Here is a 20,139-nt window from a genome sequence, read left to right as displayed (position 1 = left end):
GAACTTTTTTCGCGGAGGTGCGCGACGGGCCGCTCAGCGGTCCACGGGGAGGGCCGCCAGGGCGGCGACGACGAGGGTGAGCGGGCCGAACAACGCCAGCAGGGCCGCCGCGCGCAGGGCCGCGGCCGCGCGCAGCATCGCGGCCCGGGCGCCGAGACGGAGCAGCGCGGCGGTCGTCTCGGCCCGGCACTGGCGGGTCTCCACGGCCGCGGTGAGCAGGGTGGCGAGCGTGCAGCCGGTGACGAGCAGCGCGCCGAGGGTGGTCAGCGGGCCGAACGCCGGGGCGGAGCCGGTGTACAGCGTGGTCATGGCATAGCCGGCCGACGCGACCGCGCAGACGACGCCCAGGGGACGGCCGATGCGGGTGGCTTCCGCCATGAGGACCCGGCCGGCGAGGAGGCGGAGGGCGCCGGGGCGGGTGCACTGGAGGAGCTTGCCGCACAGGTGGGTGAGGCCGGGGGCGGCGAGGACGAGCCCGGTCGCGGTGAGGAGCCAGCCGGCCAGTACGGCGAGGGTCGACCTCTCGGCGTACGCCTGTACCGCGAGGCCGGTGGCGAGGAGGGCGATGCCCCAGGGGAGGCCGACGGGGGCGTCTTTGGGAGGCCGCGGGGTGACGTCGGTCCAGTCGGCGTCCGGGGTTGGGGGCTCGGGAGTGGGAGCGGTGCTCTGTGTCGGGGGCTCCGGGGCGGGCGCGGTGCCCGGGGTCGGGGTCTCGGGGGTGGGTCCGGTACCTGGGGCTGGGGGCTCGGGGTTGGTCGCGCTGCCCGGCGCTGACGAGGTGCCGCCTTGCTTCGGCCCGGGAGCGGCAGCCACCCCATCGGCACGGCTGCCCGAGGCCTGGAGCCTCTCCGGCTCGCCGTGTTCGGCTTGCCTGGCCGATTCGTCGGTGGCTCGGCTGCCTGTGGGCTGGAGGTTCTCCGGCTGGCCGTGTTCGGCTTGCCCGGCCGGTCCGTCGGTGGCTCGGCTGCCGTCGGCCTGGAGGCTCTCCGCCTCGCCGTCGTCGGCTTGCCTGGCCGGTCCGTCGGTGGCTCGGCTGCCCGCGGTCTGGTGGTTCTCTGCCTCGCCGTCGTCGGCTTTGCCGACCGGTTCGTCGGTGGCATGGGTGCCGGCGGGCCGGCGGCTCTCCGGCACGCCCTCGTCGGCTTCGCCGGCCGGTCCGGCAGTGGCTCGACCGCCGCCGGACTGACGGCTTGCCCGCTCGCCGTCGTCGGCCTTCCCGGCCGGCCCCCCGGCGGCACCGCCGAACCCGGAGTGTCGGCTCTCCCGCCCGCCGCCTTCGGCCTCCTCAGCGGCACGGTTGCCCTTCGGTCCGCGGCCCAGTCGTGCCCCGAATCTCCCGTACGTGCCGAACGTCTCCCGGGCCACCGAGTGGCCGTACGCCCCGAAGCGGCCGTACTTGCGCAGGAGCGGGGTGGCGGGGCGGGGGTCTTTGGGGCGCAGGGTCAGGGCCACCGTTGTCGAGGCGATGGCCGGGACCAGGGCCAGCAGCGTCAGGGTCGCCGGGATGGGCAGGGGCTGGCCGGCCGCCAGGAAGTCCGCCGCGGCGCCCTTGAAGGGCATGCGCGCGAGGTCGCCGCGCAGATGGAGGAAGACCAGCAGGGCGAGCATCGAGCCCAGGGTGCAGGACAGGGCCGTGGTGAGGGCGGAGATCGCCATGAGGCGGCCCGGGCCCAGGCCTACGGTGGACAGCGCGGGGCGCGGCCGGGTGCCGCGGTCGGTGCGGGCGACGGCGAGCGCGAAGTACACCGTGGCGGCGAGCGGCACCACGCACCAGGCGAGGCGCAGTGCGGCGGCGTCCGCCTGTTCCGGGTGGTTGAGGGCGTAGCCGAAGCAGGACAACAGGAGGAATCCGGTGCCGGCCGAGGCCGCGGCCACCAGCAGGCGGCGCAGCTGGACGGCGGGTCGGCCCGCGCGGCTCAGACGGAGAGCGACCACGCGGCCCGGCCTTCCGTCTCGGGAGCGTCCGGCAGATGCAGGGTGTGGACGCGCCGGCCGTCCAGCAGCCCCATGGCGCGGTCGGCGAGGGCGGCGGCGTCGGAGTCGTGGGTGGCGAGGACGACGGTGATGCCGTGCGAGCGGGCGGCCGAGGTGAGCGTCCGCAGCACCTGGGTGCGGTCGGCGCGGTGCAGCGGCGCCGTCGGCTCGTCGGCGAAGAGGACCGTGGGGGTGGGGGCCAGCGCCCGGGCGATCGCGACGCGCTGGCGTTCGGCCTGCTGGAGCCCGTGCGGGCGGTAGCGGGCCCGGTCGCCGACGTCGAGCCGTTCCAGCCACTCCATCGCCGCGACCTTGGCCCTGCGGCGGGTGGTGCCGCGCAGCATCAGGGGGAGTGCGACGTTCTCCCAGGCGTTCAGCTCGGGGATCAGGACCGGGGTGGTGTCGATCCAGCAGAAGCGGTCCCGGCGCAGCCGCTCGCGGGCCACCGGGCCCAGGGTGTGCATGGGGACGCTGTTGAACCAGACCTCGCCGTGGATCACCGGCACCAGGCCGGACAGGCAGTGCAGCAAGGTCGTCTTGCCGCTGCCGCGCGGGCCGGTGACGGCGACGATCTCGCCCTCGCGCACGCCGAGCGAGACCCCGGCGAGCCCCGGGGAACCGTCGGGGTGCCTGAAGTGCAAGGAGCGTGCCCAGAGCACGTCGTTGTCCGGCGGGGCCTCCATGGGCGTACACCTCGGTTCTGATCCGTTTTCCCGTGCCTGTTCCCTCGTGCGGGGGAACGATGGCTCGGCCGATCGGTCACTGGAACGCTAGGCAGCCGTTACCTGAGGGCCGGACAGCACACGGCCCCGTGCCGCCGTTCTCACTCGAACGGGCGGCAGCGGGGCCGGTGTTGATCAGCTGATCGGACGCATCGGGCTCATCGGGCTCAGAGCTTCGTCCACGCCTCCGTCAGCGTCGCGCGCAGGATCTGCTCGATCTCGTCGAAGGTCTCCTGGTTGGAGATCAGCGGCGGGGCGAGCTGGACGACCGGGTCGCCGCGGTCGTCGGCACGGCAGTACAGGCCGTTGTCGTACAGCGCCTTGGAGAGGAAGCCGTACAGGACGCGCTCGGTCTCCTCGTCGTTGAAGGACTCCTTGGTGTTCTTGTCCTTCACCAGCTCGATGCCGTAGAAGAAGCCGTTGCCGCGGACGTCGCCGACGATCGGCAGGTCGTGCAGCTTCTGCAGGGTCTGCAGGAAGGCGCCCTCGTTGTCCAGCACGTGCTGGTTGAGGTTCTCGCGCTCGAACAGGTCGAGGTTGGCGAGACCCACCGCCGCGGAGACCGGGTGGCCGCCGAAGGTGTAGCCGTGCAGGAAGGTGTTGTCGCCCTTGTAGAACGGCTCGGCGAGCTTGTCGGAGATGATGCAGGCGCCGATCGGGGAGTAGCCCGAGGTCATGCCCTTGGCGCAGGTGATCATGTCCGGGACGTAGCCGAACTTGTCGCAGGCGAACATGGTGCCGAGGCGGCCGAAGGCGCAGATGACCTCGTCCGACACGAGCAGGACGTCGTACTTGTCGCAGATCTCGCGCACGCGCTGGAAGTAGCCGGGCGGCGGCGGGAAGCAGCCGCCGGCGTTCTGCACCGGCTCCAGGAAGACCGCGGCGACGGTGTCCGGGCCCTCGAAGAGGATCTGCTGCTCGATCTGGTCGGCGGCCCAGCGGCCGAAGGCCTCGGGGTCGTCGCCGAAGATCGGGGCGCGGTAGATGTTGGTGTTCGGCACCTTGTGCGCGCCCGGGACGAGCGGCTCGAACGGCGCCTTCAGGCCGGGCAGACCCGTGATGGACAGGGCGCCCTGCGGGGTGCCGTGGTAGGCGACCGCACGCGAGATGACCTTGTACTTGGTCGGCTTGCCCTGCAGCTTGAAGTACTGCTTGGCCAGCTTCCAGGCGGTCTCGACGGCCTCGCCGCCGCCGGTGGTGAAGAAGACCTTGTTCAGGTCGCCCGGGGCGTAGTCGGCGAGGCGCTCGGCCAGCTCGACGGCCTTGGGGTGGGCGTAGGACCACACCGGGAAGAAGGCGAGCTCCTGGGCCTGCTTGAAGGCGGTCTCGGCGAGTTCCGTGCGGCCGTGACCGGCCTGGACCACGAACAGACCCGCGAGACCGTCGAGGTAGCGCTTGCCCTTGTCGTCGTAGATGTAGGTGCCCTCACCCCGCACGATGGTCGGGACGGGGGAGTTCTCGTACGAGGACATGCGGGTGAAGTGCATCCACAGGTGGTCGTACGCGGTGCGGCTGAGGTCCTTGGAGCTCACGGTTATCGGGTCCTCACGGTTATCGGGTTCCCCACATGTAGGTCTGCTTCTTCAGCTTCAGGTAGACGAAGCTTTCGGTGGAGCGCACTCCGGGCAGGGACCGGATGCGTTTGTTGATGACGTCCAGCAGGTGGTCGTCGTCCTCGCAGACGATCTCGGCGAGGATGTCGAACGAGCCCGCGGTCATCACCACGTACTCGACTTCCGACATGCCGGTCAGCGCGTCCGCGATCGACTCGACATCGCCCTCGACGTTGATCCCGACCATCGCCTGCCGGCGGAAGCCCACGGTGAGCGGGTCCGTGACGGCGACGATCTGCATCACGCCCTGGTCCAGCAGCTTCTGGACGCGCTGGCGCACGGCCGCCTCGGAGAGGCCCACGGCCTTGCCGATCGCGGCGTACGGCCGGCGGCCGTCCTCCTGGAGCTGCTGAATGATGGCGAGGGAGACGGCATCCAGCTGGGGGGTGCCGTTCCTGGACTCGCGGGAGGAGTCCCTCTGGTCTGCGCTTCGACTGGCCACGACCTCACTGTGCACGAGGTCTCGACAGTTCCGCAAGCCCTAATCGATGAAATTCGTTGTTTGCGGGATCAAGTCTTGCGGATTTCGCAGAACTGATGCCGGTGGGGGTGTTGAAAACGTGGGCTTGGCGACTAGGGTGGGTGTCTCAGTGATTGGACAGGTCGAACCAGATCAGGAGGCCGGCAGTGAGCACCGAGCTGCGTCGTCTGCGCAACTACATCGACGGTGAGTTCCGGGACGCCGCCGACGGACGAACCACCCAGGTGGTCAACCCCGCGACGGGCGAGGCGTACGCGACCGCGCCGCTGTCCGGGCAGGCGGACGTGGACGCCGCCATGGAGGCCGCCGCCCGCGCCTTCCCCGCCTGGCGCGACACCACCCCCGCCGAGCGCCAGAAGGCCCTGCTCAAGATCGCGGACGCGTTCGAGGAGCGGGCCGAGGAACTGATCGCGGCCGAGGTGGAGAACACGGGCAAGCCGGTCGGGCTCACCCGCTCCGAGGAGATCCCGCCGATGGTCGACCAGATCCGCTTCTTCGCGGGCGCGGCGCGACTGCTGGAGGGCCGCTCGGCCGGTGAGTACATGGAGGGGATGACCTCGATCATCCGCCGCGAGCCGGTCGGGGTCTGCGCCCAGGTGGCGCCGTGGAACTACCCGATGATGATGGCGGTGTGGAAGTTCGCCCCGGCCATCGCCGCGGGCAACACGGTGGTCCTGAAGCCGTCGGACACCACCCCCGCCTCCACCGTCCTGATCGCCGACATCATCGGCTCGATCCTGCCCAAGGGTGTCTTCAACGTCATCTGCGGCGACCGTGACACCGGCCGCGCGATGGTCGAGCACGACATCCCGGCGATGGCCTCCATCACCGGCTCGGTCCGCGCCGGCATGTCGGTGGCCGAGTCCGCCTCCAAGGACCTCAAGCGGGTCCACCTGGAGCTGGGCGGCAAGGCCCCGGTCGTCGTCTTCGAGGACACCGACATCGCCAAGGCCGTCGAGGACATCTCCGTGGCGGGCTTCTTCAACGCCGGCCAGGACTGTACGGCCGCGACCCGCGTCCTCGTCCAGGAGTCCATCCACGACGAGTTCGTGGCCGCGCTCGCCAAGGCCGCGGCCGAGACGAAGACGGGCCAGCCGGACGACGAGGACGTGCTCTTCGGCCCGCTCAACAACCCGAACCAGCTCAAGCAGGTCACCGGCTTCATCGAGCGCCTGCCCGCGCACGCCAAGGTCGAGGCGGGCGGCCAGCCGGTCGGCGACAAGGGCTACTTCTACGCCCCGACCGTCGTCTCCGGCCTCAAGCAGGACGACGAGATCATCCAGAACGAGGTCTTCGGCCCGGTCATCACCGTCCAGTCCTTCTCGGACGAGGACCAGGCCGTCGAGTGGGCCAACGGCGTCGAGTACGCCCTCGCCTCCTCGGTGTGGACCAAGGACCACGCCCGCGCGATGCGGATGTCCAAGCGGCTGGACTTCGGCTGCGTGTGGATCAACACGCACATTCCGCTGGTCGCGGAGATGCCGCACGGTGGCTTCAAGAAGTCCGGTTACGGCAAGGACCTTTCGGCGTACGGCTTCGAGGACTACACGCGGATCAAGCACGTGATGACGTCCCTCGGCTGAGCCGGCGGCGTGACATACGCGGCCCCCGGACGGGTTTCCCTCCCGTCCGGGGGCCGCGCCGTTCCCCCTGCGGATCGACAAGGTGTCGGGCACCCCGGATCATGCTCGACGCAGCGTCGATTGCCGCTTCGACGCCCGGCACGACATCCTTCCCAGGTGCCCCAGACTTCTTCTCGTACGACCGCGATGTCCCGCCGTTCCCTCCTGCGAGCCCTCGGCGGCACTGCCGCGCTCGGCGCCCTGGCCGGCTGCGGGGTGCCCGCCGCCTATGTCGCGCCCGGCGACCGGGCCGTCGCCGACGAGTCCGCGGCCGACAAGAAGCTGACCTGGGCGAACTGGCCGTTGTACATCGACACCGACGACCACAACCCGAACCGGCGCCCCACGCTGGAGGCGTTCGAGAAGCGCACCGGGATATCCGTCGACTATGTCGAGGAGATCAACGACAACGACGAGTTCTTCGGCAAGATCAGCCCCGCGCTGATGAACCATCAGTCCACCGGCCGCGATGTGATCGTCATCAGCGACTGGATGTGCGCCCGGTTCGTCCGGCTGGGCTGGGTCCAGCGGATGGACCGCGCCCGGCAGCCGAACGTGGCCAAGTACCTCGACCCGCTGCTGCGTTCACCGGCCTTCGACAAGGGCCGCCGCTTCACCGTGCCCTGGCAGTCGGGCATCACCGGCATCGCCTACAACCGCAGGAAGCTGGGCCGCGAGATCCGCCACGTCAAGGACTTGTGGTCGAGCGACCTCAAGGGACGGGTGACGCTCCTCTCCGGCCTGGACGAATCCTTCGCCCTCCTCATGCAGGGCAACGGCGTGGACATCGCCGCATGGACGGCCGACGACTTCCACAACGTCTGCGACACGGTCGAACGCGAGGTCCACCGCGGCCAGATCCGCCGCTTCACCGGCAACGACTACACCAAGGACCTGGTCAGCGGAGACGTCCTCGCCTGCCAGGCCTACTCCGGCGACGTCATCCAGCTCCAGGCCGACAACCCCGACATCCGCTTCGTCGTGCCCGAGGAGGGCGCCGAGCTGTGGTCGGACTCCCTGATGATCCCCAACCGGGCCCGCCACAAGGCCAACGCCGAGCGCCTGATCGACTACTACTACGACCCCGAGGTCGCCGCCGAGCTCGCCGCCTGGGTCAACTACGTCTGCCCGGTCCCGGCCGCCAAGGAGGTCCTGGCGTCCTCGAAGGACAAGGACACGGCAGCCCTGGCCGACAACCCCCTCATCTTCCCGGACTCCGGGATGCGGGCGCGCCTCGCGATCGCCCGGGACATCACGTCCACGGAGCGGGTGGAGTTCGCGAAGCGGTGGAACAAGATCGTGGGGTTGTGAGGTCACACCTCGGGGGCAAGGAATCCCCGGGCGATGGCGTTGAACGCATGCGGTGCCGTCATGGGCAGGAGATGCCCGGTGTGTGGGACCACGGACAGGTGGGCTCCGGGGATGGCCGCCGCGGACCGTCGGGCGTCCGGCAGGGCGGTGCGGTCCCGTTTTCCGCACAGCACGAGGGTGGGCGCGGTGATCCGTGGCAGCACCGGGGAGAGGTCGCTCGTCCGCAGGGCGTCCAGCACCTCGATCCACCCGGTGCGACCGGGCAGGTCGGAGACCGCGCGGACGAGCAGGCCGGGACGGCGCCGTTCGATCCGGAGCCGCCGCGGTGACGTCCTGCCCGGCGCGATCTCCGGCCCACCGCACAGAATCAACCGGTCGACGAGGCCGGGGTTCTCGGCCGCGACCCGCGCCGCCACGATCGCCCCGAGGGAGTGGCCGCACAGGTGAGCCGGTCGTAGCCGCCGGGCGATCTCGGTGACGGATCCGACGGCGGCGGTCATGCTGAACGGGCCCGGTGTGCCGCCGAATCCGGGCAGATCCGGGGCGACGACGTGAAAGGCGTCGGACAGCGCGCCCAGCTGACGCCGCCACATCCGGCCGCCCTGCCCGGCACCGTGCACCAGAATCAGCGCCGGACGCTCCGCGTCGCCGGCCTCCCTCGTATGCGTCCCCATGATCACAAGATGCCAGCCTCACGGACGCCCGACCAGCTTGGCTACCGTAGACAGTCATGGGCGCATGAACAGGGCGGAGAACATGGCGATATGGGGCCTGGTCGTCGAGACGACTGTGAGTGCCGGTGACCGCAAGCACATCGAGGCCGCTGTGCTGGCGCACATCTCCGGCTCTCGCGCCGAGGCGCTCGCGGAGCTGGAGCGGCGGGCCCGGAGCTTCTCGCCCGAGCACCCCAGAAGTCCCAGGCGCCGTCGGCTCCTTCGGGACGGCGACGGGTTCCTCCTCGTCGTGGACGGGGCGTGGCAGTCGTTCGCCACCCGGTTCACGGTGGCCGAGCTGCTGGAGGACTCGGCCGCGCCCGTCGTCCAGGAAGTCCCGGAGCCGGTGGAACCGCCGAGCGAGCCGCATGAGCCGCATGAGCCGGAGGAGCAGCCCGAGCGGCTCGAACAGACCGAGCAGGTCGAGCGGTACGCCGACGGTGTGCCGGTCAAGCCGGCGTGGCTGGGGCGCGACGATCTGCCGTGAGGGCCTCCGGTGGCGCGGTCCGCTCGCCCGGTACGGCTGATTTGCCGCGTGGCTGACCAACTCCCCTTCCTCCTACGATGGAAGCCACCGTCGGGGGAGGGTGGACATGGCGAACAGTACGCCGCGAGGAGCCGGGCGCCGGCTGGAGGACGGGATCGCCTGGGCGGTCCGGAACATGGACGGGATCGTCGCCATCACCGTCGCGCTGGTCGTCGGGGTCATGGACGTCCTGAACGACAAAATGGGCGGCAACATCGTCTCCGGCGCCACCCTGCTCGTCCTCGCCGCGCTCGTGTACGGCTCGCTCACCGAGCGCCGCCGGCGGATGGCCGACATCCGGGCCGCGACCGCGGGGACCGGCCGGGCCATCGAGGACCTGGCCATGGTGCGCACGCTCTCCGGGGCCGAGGTCGCGCTGGCGCACGAGCGGGCCCGCCGGGCCACCACCCGCTGGGTGTTCAAGGGCGGCACCGGCACCTATCTGCGGGCCGTCACGCTGCCCGAATGCGTGCTGGAGGCACAGCGGCAGCGCCGCTCCCTCAGCATGAAGATCGACATCATCAACCCCGCCGACGACCACGTGTGCGCCGCCTATGCCCGCTTCCGCAGCACCTTCGGCCCCGGCGCGGACTCCGCCGCGTGGACCGTCGAGCGCACCCGCAAGGAGGCGTACGCCACCGTCGTCGCCGCGAGCTGGTACCGGCAGCGGCTGGACACCCTGGAGGTCGACATCCACCTGTCCTCGGTCGCACCGGCGCTGCGCTTCGACCTCTCCGACACCTGCCTGATCATCACCCAGGACGACCCCAGCCGGGTCAGCCTCTACGTGGAGCGCGACCGGCCGCTCTACGACTACTACGTCACCGAGTTGCACCAGAGCCGGGAACAGGCCGTCAAGCTCGACCTGCGCGAAGCCGTCGCGCTCGCCGACGAGCCGACCGTCGACGAGGTCAGACGCCTGCTCGACCGGCTCGGCCTGCCACTCCCACCGAGCTACACCGACCCTGATGTCGGCGACATCATCGACAAGGCGCTGCGCGCGGAGAACCCGTACCGCAGGTGAGCGCCGTGTTCCGGCCAAGGGGGGAAGGAACATGGACTACCCGGCCCTGGAACGGGCCGCCCGGCGGCACGCCACCGCCGAGCTGACCCGGCACGCCGTGTCGGAACTGGACCGGATCGTCTCCGGCCGCCGCGCCCTGAGCGCGGTACGGCATCCGCTCGGGTTCGTCTGCCTGCCCATCCTGCGCGACGGCGGCGACGGCGTCTGCGTCCACGTCTTCGGCACACCGGATGCGGAGCCCGAGGGGTTGGTCCCCGAAGTGCACTGCCACAGCTGGGACTTGACCAGCACGGTGCTGTACGGCCGGCTGGGGAACCGGCGCGTGGTGATCGATGACGACACCGGCGAGCCCACCCACCGGGTGTTCGAGGTGCACAGCGATCCGTCGGGCGTGGACGACATACGGCCCACCGAGCGGCTGGTGCGCTGCCGGCCCGGCGTCGAACAGACCAGCACGCGCGGCCAGAGCTACGCCCTCCCGGCGGGTGAATTCCACACCAGCGTGGTGCCGGACGGCCGCCCCACCGCCACCCTGGTCCTGGGCCGGACCCTGCCCGGCCGGGTGGACCTCTCCCTGGGCCCGGTCTCCGCCCCGGGGCACCGCATGGTCCGCCGGACGTGCGACGCGACCCAGACCGCCCGGATCGCTCGGGCCGCCCTCAGGAGGATCCATGAGCCCGAAGCCTGACCCCTGGTCTTCCGAGCACAGTACGGCCGTGGCCGCCGCCGAGGAGGCGGGGGCGCTGCTGCGGTCCAGCTTTCCCGACGGATTCGCCGCCCGGCCGAAGGGCCGACTCGGGGACGTCGTGACCGACTTGGACGTGGCCGCCGAGCAACTGGTGGTCGGGCGGATCCGGGAGCGCTTCCCGTACGACCGCATCCTCGCCGAGGAGTCCGGGGAACTGGTCGGGGACGGCGGGGGCCGCACCTGGCTGGTGGACCCCCTCGACGGCAGCAACAACGTGGTGATCGGGCTCGCCGTCTACGTCGTCGGCATCGCGTTGTGCGTCGATGACACCCCCGTGGTGGGCGTCGTCCACGATCCGATGACCGGCCGTACGTGGTCCGCGCTGCGGGGTGGTGGGGCGCACGGTCCAGGTGGCCGGCTCGCCGCCCCCGCGCAGGGGTTGTCTGCCGCCGGCCCCCTGCTGGCCTGGACCCAGGGCCACGGCGTCTCCCGCGACGACACCGTGGCCTGCGCCCTCCGCCACACCCTCGAACTCCGCTCCCGCCGCCTGCTCCAGCTCTGGGCGCCCCTGGTGGCCTGGGCCATGCTGGCCCGCGGCGACATCGACGGCTTCGTGGGCTATCGCGCGGAGGCGATCGACCTGCCCGCCGGTGCGTTGCTCGCCCGCGAGGCCGGTATCGCCCTACGGCACCTCGACGGAGCGGAGTTCGGCGGCGGCTTCGGCGGTCCCGACACGGGGCGGTCCTTCGTCGCCGGGCGCCCGGAGCTGCTGCCGCACCTGCTGGACCTCGTCAGCCCTTTCTCTCCCGGCACCGGGGGCACTCACACGGCGGAAACCGTCCCGACAGGTCGAGTGGTGCCGCGTTCTCCGGTGGACGGTACGTCACCCTCGGCCCCCAGGTCCGGCCACCGTCCCGGGAGACCCTCAGCGTGAGATACGCGCCGACGAAGCCGTCCTTTTCCTTGTCCTGCATGCCAACGCCCTTCACTTTCTGTGGCGATCCGTACACAGAGTGAGGTGGGCGGCGGTAACTTCGGAAGATGACCGAGCGTGACAACCGGGTTCGCACCAGGGGGAGTTGCACAGGTGGCCATCGAGGACAATCCGCGTACGCGGCAGCAGTACGGGCAGGAACTGAAGCGGCGGAGGGAGGCGGCGGGGCTCACGCAGGAGGAACTGAGTCAACGTGTCGTGATGTCCCGCACGCACATCGCCCACATTGAGGCGGGGCGACGCAGGCCGGACATTGAGGATGCGCGGCGCCTGGATCAGGAGCTGGGTACGGATGGGTTCTTCGTGCGGTTCCTGCCGACGCTGGATGGCAGGAAGGTGGCCGAGTACTTTCAGGAGGCGCTGGAGTTCGAGGGCAAGGCGACCGAGATTCGGGAGTACGCGCCCGCAGCGGTGCCGGGTCTCCTGCAGACCAGGGACTACGCGTACGAGGTTCTGAGCTCCGGCTATCCGCGCAAGAGCGACGAGGAACTGGACAAGCTCGTGGCCACGCGATTGGAACGGGCCCGCATTCTCGATAGCTTCCACTCGCCCGAGGTCTGCTGCCTCCTCGATGAAGCAGTGCTACGGCGTGTGGTCGGAGGGCCGGTCGTGATGTGCGAACAGCTCCGTCACATCGTGGAGTTGGGTGCGAGCCGCCGTATCCGCGTCCACGTCCTCCCGTACTCAGTAGGCCCCCATGCCCTACTGGTAGGCTTTCTCTCCCTCATGTGGTTCGAAGACCTTCCCCCTATCGCGTATGCGGAAGGTGTGAACAGCGGGCGGATCATCGAACTGCCGTCCATGGTGCGCGAGTGCCAGGAGATCTACGATCACGTATTGGGCGACGCCCTGTCGCGCCGAAAGTCCCTGGACCTGCTCAGGTCCGTCGCGGAGGATTACGAGCATGAAGCGCAGCGAACACACCATTCCTGACGCCTCGGCGCTGTCGGGCTGGCGCAAGTCGTCGTACAGCGACCCCAATGGCGGCTCCTGCCTCGAAATCACTGCCTGGCGCAAGTCCAGCTACAGCGGTGGCAGCGGCGGCTCCTGCCTCGAAGTCACCGCCTGGCGCAAGTCGTCGTACAGCGGCGGCAGCAGCGGCGACTGCCTCGAAGTAAACGACACCCCCGCCCCCACCCACATCCCCGTCCGCGACAGCAAGAACCCCACCGGCCCCGCCGTCGTCTTCTCGGCACCCGCCTGGTCGGCGTTCCTCGGTGCCGTGAAGACGGACGCCTAACCCGTCAAGGCCAGCGCCGCGACAGCCGCGCCTACCGCGCACGCGGCCAGTACCGCGCCGGTCCCCATCAAGCGGCGGACCGGCACCCGTACGCCGTAGGCATGGCACCGCTCGTACCAGAGCAGCGTGGCCAGGGACGCCCACGGAGTGATCACCGGGCCGGCGTTGGTGCCGACCAGGAGGGCGAGTAGCTGGTCGTGGTTGCCCAGCGGGACGGCCGCCTCCCCGGCCAAGTAGACCGGGAGGTTGTTGAGGACGTTGGACAGGCCGCCGCCGACTGCTGCCGCGCGGAAGAGGCCGAGCGTGCCGCCGTCGGCGCCGACCGCCGAGGCCAGCAGGCCGTGCAGCCCGTGGGCGTTGACGGTCTCGACGACCAGGAACATGCCGGGCACCATGACCAGCAGCCGCCAGGGGATCAGCGACAGCCGCAGCACGGCCCGCTGCCGTACCGCGAAGGCCGCCACCGCGACCAGCGCCGCCGTCCCGGACGCCATCCACAGCGGTACGTCGGCCACCAGGATGGCGAGCAGGAAGCCGCCGCAGCCGAGTGCGCAGGCGCGGAAGAGCACGGGGTCGGCGGGCCGGTGCACACCGGGTGGGATATAGCGGTCTGCCGCATCGGCACGTACGTCCGCCTCACGGGCCGCACCCGGGCCCGACACGGGTACGGCCGACATCAGACCGGACTCGTCCACAACCGGCCCCCCAGACCCCCCACGCCGCCCCCGCCGCCAGAAGAACAGCCACAAACAAGCCATTGTCACGGCCAGCGCAGCGAGTTGCGGTGCCCACATCCGTCCCGCCAGGCCCAGCGGGGACAGCGCGACCCGGTTGGCGGCCAGCAGGTTCGTCAGGTTGGACACCGGAAGCAGCAGGCTGGCCGTGTTGGCGAGCCATACCGTCGTCATCGCCAGCGGCACCGGTGCGATGCCGACGCGGGAGGCGAGCGCCAGCATCACCGGAGTCAGCAGGACGGCCGTCGTATCCAGATTCAGGGCGATCGTCGTGACAGAGGCGAAGGCGACGCACAACAGGAACAGAAGCGGATAGCTGCCCCGCCCTGCCCTCGCCACCCGTGCCGCCAGGACGTCGAACACCTCGGCCCTGCTGGTCAGTTCGGCCAGCACGATGACCGTGCCCAGGAACGCCAGCAGTGGTGCGATGCGTGTCATCGCGTCGGACGCGGAATCCGTCGGCAGCAATCCCGTGGCCACGCACAGCAGTCCGGTCACCAGCAGACCGATCGCCACCCGGTCCAGGACATGCAGACGCAGCAAGAAGGCACGCACGGATGGAAGGGTCGCACACTTGTGCTCCGCTGGGGCCAAGCCGCCGTCGAACGCCTGGAAACGACCGGTATCGGCCTCTCTTCTCACGGCATCATGAATACATGGTGGCTCGTCAGAACGCCCCGGGGGACACCGGGCCATTGGACTTCTTCATCAGTTACTCTCCGGCCGACGAGCGCTGGGCGTCCTGGATCGCCTGGACGCTGGAGGAGGCCGGGTACCGGACGGTACTGCAGGCCTGGGACTTCGTGCCGGGCACGAACTTCGTCGACTTCATGGACCGGGGCGTCAGCGAGTCCGCCGCCGTCATCGCCGTACTCTCGCGGAACTACGAGCGCTCCCGGTACGGGCGGATGGAGTGGCAGGCCGCGCTGCGCGCCGACCCGGACGCGCCGGAGCGGCGGCTGATCACCGTGCGGGTCGAGGACATCCCGGTGGAGGGGCTGCTCGCCACCATCACCTATGTCGACCTGGTGCCGGTCGGTGAACCGGGGGCGGCCCGGGACCTGCTGCTCGCCCGGGTCCGGCAGGCCCTCGACGGGCGGGCCCGGCCCAGCCTGCCGCCCGGTTATCCGGGTGCGAACGGGCAGCCTGTGCCGTCCGCCCCGTCGGTGCCGAGTCCCGGGCGGCCGCTCGGCGGGACCGGGTGGGCGGGGCGCCGTAGACCGGCCGCGCCGCCGTCGTATCCGCGGGTGTCCGGGGAGGTCCGGGAGCGGGAGGCGGTCACCGTGCTCCAGCTGGCCGGGCCCGCCTTCGGGCGGGGGCAGGACCCCGCCGAGCTGCAGGCGGCGATCTGGGGTGATCTGGTCGAGCTCACGGACGCCGGGGCGCCCTCGCCCGATCTGCTGGTGGTCACCGGGGATCTCACCGCCTCCGGCAGCCGGCGCGAGTTCGAGCAGGCGCTGGCCTTCCTCACCGGGATGCGGGCCCTGCTCGGGCTCGAACCGCACCGGGTCGCCCTCGTCCCCGGCGGCCAGGACGTCAACCAGGCGGCCTGCCAGGCCTACTTCAGCACCTGCGAGGCCGACGAGATGCCGCCCCGGCCGCCGTACTGGCCCAAGTGGCGGCACTTCGCCCGGCTGTTCCAGGAGCTGTACCAGGGGCTCGACGTCGTCTTCGACAGTGATCAGCCGTGGACCCTCTTCCCCGTGCCGGAACTGCACACCGTGGTCGCGGGGCTCAACTCGTCCATGGCGTACAGCCACCGGCGCGACGACCAGTACGGGCTGGTGGGCCGCGAGCAGGCAGCCTGGTTCGCGCAGGCGCTGCGCCCGCACGAGACCGAGGGGTGGCTGCGGATCGGCGTCGTGCGGCACTCGCCCGGTGCCGCCCGGCCCGCCGCGGGAGTCCGCCGCTCCGGTGCGCCGGGTACGGCCGCCCTGGACGGCGGCGGTCCGCTGCGCGACACCGATGTGCTGACCCGGCTGACCGCGCCCCGGCTGCATCTGCTGCTGCACGGCCCGGCCGAGCCCGGCGCGCTGCCCGCGCTGGCCACCGCCGCCGGCGAGGTGCCGGTGATCGGCGCCGGGCGGCCCGGCCGCCATCAGCTGGTGCGGGTCGGCCGGGACGGGCTGGCCGTCTGGCAGGGGCCGGGGGAGCCGGAGCGGCGACCGGTCCAGTGGCGGCGGGCCCAGCGGGCCTTCGGGCCGGAGGAAGCCCCCGACGCGGACGCCCACGTCCCCGCGCCCGAACCGGAGCCGCGTGCCGTGCAGAGCCCGGCCGAGATCCTGCTCGCCCGGGTCGCGGAGGTGTGCCGCACCCGGCACGAGGGCGCCCAGATCCGCCCGGTGGACGGGCCGGTGCCCCAACTCCTCGTCACCTGGAGCCAGTCGGGCTTCGTACGGCAGCAGCGGGTGGCGGTCCACACGGGCACCCCGGCCGCGGAGGACGTCGACCGGTTCGTGGCCCTGGTGCACGCCGCCGACGCCGAGACCGAGGCCGAACTCGTCCACGACGGCCCGCCGCCCGCCCGGGAACTGCGGGACGCGGCCCGCCGCCGGGGCATCCGGGTGCGCAGCTTCACCGAGTTCCAGGGGCTGCTGGACCTGCGGGGCTATGTCACCGGGCAGAGCGAGCGGCTGCGCACCGACCCCCGCTATCCCCCGGGCATGTATCTGCCGCAGCGGTACCGGGAGGTGGAACGCCTCGACGCCGAGGACCGCGACGGGCTGGTCGACGAAATGCTCCGGCTGCTCGACTCCGACCAGGGGCGCTTCCTGCTGCTCCTCGGCGACTTCGGGCACGGCAAGACCTTCGCGCTGCGCGAGCTGGCCCGCCGTATCCCCGCCGAACTGCCGCACCTGGTCCCGCTGCTGGTCGAACTGCACGCCCTGGACCGGGCCTATTCGTTCGAGGGCCTCGTCGCCGCGCACCTCGCCGCCCACGGTGTCGACAACATCGACCTGCGCGCCTTCAGATACATGCTCCAGCAGGGCCGGATCGTGCTGCTCTTCGACGGCTTCGACGAACTCGTCAACCAGGTGACCTACGACCGCGCCGCCGAGCGGCTGCAGGTGCTGCTGGACTCCGCCGTGGACAGCGCCAAGATCGTGGTCTCCAGCCGCACCCAGCACTTCCGCTCCCAGGGCCAGGTGCTGACCGCGCTCGGTGAACGCGTCGGCCTGCTCCCGCACCGCCGGGTGCTGGCCGTCCAGGAGTTCAGCCCGCAGCAGATCCGCGCCTACCTGGTCAACCGCTACGACGGCGACGACCGCGCCGCCGACCACCGGCTCCAGCTGCTCGACGCCATCCCCGACCTGCTCGCCCTGTGCCGCAACCCCCGGCTCCTCGGCTTCGTCGCCGACCTCGACGACGACCGGCTGCGCGCGGTGGCCGGCGCCGGACGCGCGCTCAGCCCCGCCGGGCTGTACGAGGAGGTGCTCACCGCCTGGCTGGGCTTCGAGGCGCAGCGCGCCGGTGCCGGCCCCGGCCGGGCGCCCGGGCTCTCCCTGGACCAGCTGTGGGACGCGGTCACCGCGCTCGCCCTGCGGCTGTGGGAGAGCGGGCAGGAGGCGCTGCGGCTGGACGAGCTGACCGATGTCGCCGAGACCCTCACCGGGCTCGCGGAGGCCCGGCTGTCGGTGCCCCAGACCGCCCACGCCATCGGCTCCGGCAGCCTGCTGGTGCGCAGCGACGACGGCATGTTCCGGTTCATCCACGGCTCGGTGGTGGAGTGGCTGGTCGCCCGGGAGTGCGGCCGCAGGCTCACCGACGGCGACAGCACGCTGCTGAGCAGACGCCAACTGAGCCAGCTGGCGGTCGAGTTCCTGTGCGACCTCGCCGACCACCGGATCTGCCAGACGTGGGCCGAGCGGGAGCTGTCCGGCACGGCCCAGGACACCTCCCCGGACGCCGCCCGCGGCAACGCCGTGAAGATCCTCAGCCGGCTCCGCGTGCCCGCCCACACCGACCTGCGCGGCGCCGCACTGGCCGGGGAGGACCTGTCCCACCGCGACTTCTCCGGCGTCGACCTCACCCGCGCCGACCTCACCGACGCCCGACTCGTCGGCGCCAACCTCTCCGGCGCCGTACTGCGCGGCGCCCGGCTGACCGGCGCCCGGCTCGACGGCGCGGATCTGACCGGCGCCGACCTGCGTGGCGCAGACCTGCGGCGGGCCCGGCTGATCGGCACCGATCTGACCGGCGCCCGGGTGGACGGCGGCCGGTGGCGGCGGGCGGCGCTGGTCTCGGCGACCACCGGGCCCCTGGCCGGCAGTCCCGAGCTCGCCACCGCCGCGATCGCGCCCGGCATGGCCGTCGACTCCGGCTTCCGGCCCTCGGCGGTCGGGGTGCCGTACGGGTTCAGCAGCCGCACCCGGCTGCCCGAGCCCATCTCGTACAGCCCCGACGGCGAACTGCTCGCCGTGGGCAGCGAGGACGGCGGGGTGCTGGTCGCCGACGTCGCGACCGGCCTCGCCCTGCGCACCCTGGAAGGGCACACCGGCCGGGTCTACGCGGTCAAGTTCCGCGAACGGGTGCTGGCCACCGGCAGCTCCGACGGCACCGTACGGCTGTGGGACCCGGTCTCCGGGCGCTGTCTGCACCGGCTGGAGATCCATCCGGACGGGGTCTGGCCGGTCGTCCTCGACGCCGAGGGGCGGCTGCTGGCCACCGGGGACGCCGACGGTGTGGTCACCGTCTGGGACACGGCCTCCGGCACCGCGCTGCACCGGCTGCCCGGACACACCGCGCCCGTCTACACGGTGGCGTTCGCACCGGACGACACCACGCTGGTCACCGGCGACGGCACCGCCGTCGTACGCCTGTGGGACCTGTCCACCGGGCGGCTCACCGGTGAACTGCCGGGGCACCGCAACGCGGTGTATCGGGCGCGGTTCAGCCCGGACGGCACCCTGCTGGCCACCGGCGACCGGGGCGACGACTGGCGCAACGGCACCGTCCGCGTGTGGGACCTCGCCACCCAGGCCGTGCGGCACGAGTTCACCGGCCACTCCGGGCGCGTCTACACGCTGGACTTCCACCCCGGCGGCCGGCTCCTGGTCAGCGCGGACACCGACGGCGAGGTACGGCTGTGGGACCTGGCCACCGGGAGCAGCGCGGGTCTGCTCGGCGGCTGCCGCGGGGCCGTGTACCAGGTGCTGTTCGACCCCGACGGGACACTGCTCGCCGCCGGGGACAGCGCCGGGGTGGTCCGGCTGTGGCGGATCGACCCGGAGGCCGACCAGGTCGCGGTGCCGCTGAACCGGCAGCCCGCCGAGCACCGCGGCAGCGTCTGGGTGTGCAAGTTCCGCCCGCACGGCGACACGCCCGCGCAGGGCGCCGGCACGCTGCTGGTGACCGGCGGCAACGACGGTGTCGTACGGCTGTGGGAGCCGGCCACCGGCCAGGGCCGGCGCATCCTGCGCGGCCACGGGCGGCGCATCGGCACCCTGTCCTTCAGCGCCGACGGCTCGATGCTGGCGGCGGGCGGCAACGACGGCGTGGTCCGCGTCTGGCACTCCGCCTCCGGGCGGCGGCTGCGCGAACTCACCGGCCAGAGCGACCGCCTGGTCTCGGCGGCGTTCGGCCCCGCCGGGCCCCTGCTGGCCACCGCGAGCAGCGACGGCGACATCTACCTGTGGAACGCGGCCACCGGCGAGTACCAGCGCGAACTGGACGTCGAGACCGACCACGTGTGGGCCGAGGCGTTCAGCGCCGACGGCGAACTCCTCGCCACCGCCAACGACGACGACACGGTACGGCTGTGGTACCGGGCCACCGGCGCGCACCTGGCCACCATCACCGAGCACTACGGGCGGGTCCGCGCGATCACCTTCCGGTCCGACGGCGCGGTCCTGGCCACCGGCTGCGACGACCGCAAGGTGCGGATCTGGGACATGACCGCCCGCAGCGTCACCGCCGTGCTCGACGGCCACACCGACCGGGTGTACGCCGTGGCCTTCGCCCCCGACGGCTCCTGGCTGGCCAGCGCCTCCTGGGACGGTACGGCGGTGATCTGGCGGGACGGCGAGATCGACCACCGTCTCACCGGCCACACCGGCAAACTCTGGACGGCCGCCGCACACCCCCTGCGCCCCCTGCTGGCGACGGCGGGCGACGACCGTACCGTCCGCCTGTGGGACCCCGGCACCGGGGCGGAGACGGCCCAACTGACCGGCCACACCGGCCGGATCCTCGCGGTGGCCTTCAGCCCCGACGGCTCCCTGCTGGCCAGCGGCGGCGAGGACGGCACGGTACGGCTGTGGAACATCCCCGTCGACACCCCGCCCACCCTCCGGGCCACCCTGGTCGGCATGCCCGGCGGCTGGGCCGCGCTGTCGCCGTCCGGCGGCTACAAGTACGAGGGCGACGTCACCGGCGAGTTCTGGCACGCGGTCGGGATGTGCCGCTTCGAACCGGGGGAGTTGGACGGGCATCTGGCGGGGGTGAGGCACGTTCCCCTGGACGAACGGCTGGGGTGATGCGGGGGAGGGATTCAGACC

14 protein-coding genes and 2 pseudogenes are annotated in these 20,139 nt (G+C 71.8%); 9 read left to right on the top strand and 7 right to left on the bottom strand.

Annotated elements, in window-relative coordinates:
- Positions 1–33 precede the first annotated feature (33 nt).
- From ACWC0C_RS34105 to ACWC0C_RS34085, 5 genes and pseudogenes are all read right to left on the bottom strand, one after another.
- A pseudogene (locus ACWC0C_RS34105) lies at positions 34–741 on the bottom strand (hypothetical protein); the annotation flags it as partial.
- Between the two features lie 540 nt (positions 742–1,281).
- Positions 1,282–1,935, bottom strand: a pseudogene (locus ACWC0C_RS34100) (hypothetical protein); the annotation flags it as partial.
- Positions 1,917–2,657, bottom strand: a complete 741-nt coding sequence (locus ACWC0C_RS34095; protein ID WP_449200949.1) for an ABC transporter ATP-binding protein — start codon at positions 2,655–2,657, stop codon at positions 1,917–1,919. The pseudogene ACWC0C_RS34100 and the gene ACWC0C_RS34095, both read right to left, overlap by 19 nt.
- A 206-nt stretch (positions 2,658–2,863) precedes the next feature.
- Complete coding sequence (locus tag ACWC0C_RS34090; RefSeq protein ID WP_450867994.1) at positions 2,864–4,228, bottom strand: aspartate aminotransferase family protein; 1,365 nt, start codon at positions 4,226–4,228, stop codon at positions 2,864–2,866.
- A 19-nt stretch (positions 4,229–4,247) separates the two neighbouring features.
- A complete protein-coding gene (locus ACWC0C_RS34085; protein ID WP_360095292.1) occupies positions 4,248–4,766 on the bottom strand; it encodes an Lrp/AsnC family transcriptional regulator in 519 nt (172 codons plus the stop codon).
- Between the two features lie 170 nt (positions 4,767–4,936).
- On the opposite strand from ACWC0C_RS34085, the gene ACWC0C_RS34080 reads away from it, so the two are divergent.
- Positions 4,937–6,373, top strand: a complete 1,437-nt coding sequence (locus ACWC0C_RS34080; protein ID WP_449200951.1) for a gamma-aminobutyraldehyde dehydrogenase — start codon at positions 4,937–4,939, stop codon at positions 6,371–6,373.
- A gap of 186 nt (positions 6,374–6,559) precedes the next feature.
- Positions 6,560–7,723 carry an ABC transporter substrate-binding protein gene (locus ACWC0C_RS34075; protein ID WP_450868005.1) on the top strand — a complete coding sequence of 388 codons (1,164 nt, stop codon included), beginning with the start codon at positions 6,560–6,562 and terminating at the stop codon, positions 7,721–7,723.
- Positions 7,724–7,725: 2 nt separating this feature from the next.
- Here ACWC0C_RS34075 and ACWC0C_RS34070 read toward each other — a convergent pair whose 3' ends face one another.
- Positions 7,726–8,397, bottom strand: a complete 672-nt coding sequence (locus tag ACWC0C_RS34070; RefSeq protein ID WP_450867992.1) for an alpha/beta fold hydrolase — start codon at positions 8,395–8,397, stop codon at positions 7,726–7,728.
- A 64-nt stretch (positions 8,398–8,461) separates the two neighbouring features.
- On the opposite strand from ACWC0C_RS34070, the gene ACWC0C_RS34065 reads away from it, so the two are divergent.
- The 6 genes from ACWC0C_RS34065 to ACWC0C_RS34040 all read left to right on the top strand — a co-directional run bounded on the left by ACWC0C_RS34065 (position 8,462) and on the right by ACWC0C_RS34040 (position 12,908).
- Positions 8,462–8,923, top strand: a complete 462-nt coding sequence (locus tag ACWC0C_RS34065) for a hypothetical protein (RefSeq protein ID WP_450867991.1) — start codon at positions 8,462–8,464, stop codon at positions 8,921–8,923.
- 106 nt (positions 8,924–9,029) lie between these two features.
- A complete protein-coding gene (locus ACWC0C_RS34060; RefSeq protein ID WP_449200954.1) occupies positions 9,030–9,986 on the top strand; it encodes a hypothetical protein in 957 nt (318 codons plus the stop codon).
- A gap of 31 nt (positions 9,987–10,017) precedes the next feature.
- Positions 10,018–10,674, top strand: a complete 657-nt coding sequence (locus tag ACWC0C_RS34055; RefSeq protein WP_449200955.1) for a hypothetical protein — start codon at positions 10,018–10,020, stop codon at positions 10,672–10,674.
- Positions 10,658–11,608, top strand: a complete 951-nt coding sequence (locus ACWC0C_RS34050; RefSeq protein WP_450867989.1) for an inositol monophosphatase family protein — start codon at positions 10,658–10,660, stop codon at positions 11,606–11,608. The genes ACWC0C_RS34055 and ACWC0C_RS34050 overlap by 17 nt, the downstream gene beginning before the upstream one ends.
- A gap of 153 nt (positions 11,609–11,761) precedes the next feature.
- Positions 11,762–12,601, top strand: a complete 840-nt coding sequence (locus tag ACWC0C_RS34045) for a helix-turn-helix domain-containing protein (protein ID WP_450867987.1) — start codon at positions 11,762–11,764, stop codon at positions 12,599–12,601.
- Positions 12,573–12,908 carry a DUF397 domain-containing protein gene (locus tag ACWC0C_RS34040; RefSeq protein WP_450867985.1) on the top strand — a complete coding sequence of 112 codons (336 nt, stop codon included), beginning with the start codon at positions 12,573–12,575 and terminating at the stop codon, positions 12,906–12,908. The genes ACWC0C_RS34045 and ACWC0C_RS34040 overlap by 29 nt, the downstream gene beginning before the upstream one ends.
- Here ACWC0C_RS34040 and ACWC0C_RS34035 read toward each other — a convergent pair.
- Positions 12,905–14,197: an SLC13 family permease gene (locus tag ACWC0C_RS34035; RefSeq protein ID WP_450867983.1), complete on the bottom strand. Its 1,293-nt coding sequence runs from the start codon at positions 14,195–14,197 to the stop codon at positions 12,905–12,907. The genes ACWC0C_RS34040 and ACWC0C_RS34035 overlap by 4 nt on opposite strands.
- 101 nt (positions 14,198–14,298) lie before the next feature.
- On the opposite strand from ACWC0C_RS34035, the gene ACWC0C_RS34030 reads away from it, so the two are divergent.
- Entirely contained in the window at positions 14,299–20,118 is a 5,820-nt protein-coding gene (locus ACWC0C_RS34030) for a WD40 domain-containing protein (protein WP_450867981.1), read from the top strand.
- Positions 20,119–20,139: the final 21 nt, after the last annotated feature.

This window comes from Streptomyces sp. NPDC001709 (genome assembly GCF_053596375.1).
The sequence above is the reverse complement of the archived record's forward strand: the minus strand, read 5'-3'. Positions and strand labels throughout refer to the sequence as shown.

What these genes read in the sequence shown, in the direction of transcription:
- ACWC0C_RS34030 (WP_450867981.1), top strand. Translation starts at nt 14,299, where the DNA reads ATGGTGGCTCGTCAGAACGCCCCGGGGGACACCGGGCCATTGGACTTC.
- ACWC0C_RS34040 (WP_450867985.1), top strand. Translation starts at nt 12,573, where the DNA reads ATGAAGCGCAGCGAACACACCATTCCTGACGCCTCGGCGCTGTCGGGC.
- ACWC0C_RS34055 (WP_449200955.1), top strand. Translation starts at nt 10,018, where the DNA reads ATGGACTACCCGGCCCTGGAACGGGCCGCCCGGCGGCACGCCACCGCC.
- ACWC0C_RS34065 (WP_450867991.1), top strand. Translation starts at nt 8,462, where the DNA reads ATGAACAGGGCGGAGAACATGGCGATATGGGGCCTGGTCGTCGAGACG.
- ACWC0C_RS34070 (WP_450867992.1), bottom strand. Translation starts at nt 8,397, where the DNA reads ATGGGGACGCATACGAGGGAGGCCGGCGACGCGGAGCGTCCGGCGCTG.
- ACWC0C_RS34050 (WP_450867989.1), top strand. Translation starts at nt 10,658, where the DNA reads ATGAGCCCGAAGCCTGACCCCTGGTCTTCCGAGCACAGTACGGCCGTG.
- ACWC0C_RS34060 (WP_449200954.1), top strand. Translation starts at nt 9,030, where the DNA reads ATGGCGAACAGTACGCCGCGAGGAGCCGGGCGCCGGCTGGAGGACGGG.
- ACWC0C_RS34075 (WP_450868005.1), top strand. Translation starts at nt 6,560, where the DNA reads ATGTCCCGCCGTTCCCTCCTGCGAGCCCTCGGCGGCACTGCCGCGCTC.
- ACWC0C_RS34095 (WP_449200949.1), bottom strand. Translation starts at nt 2,657, where the DNA reads ATGGAGGCCCCGCCGGACAACGACGTGCTCTGGGCACGCTCCTTGCAC.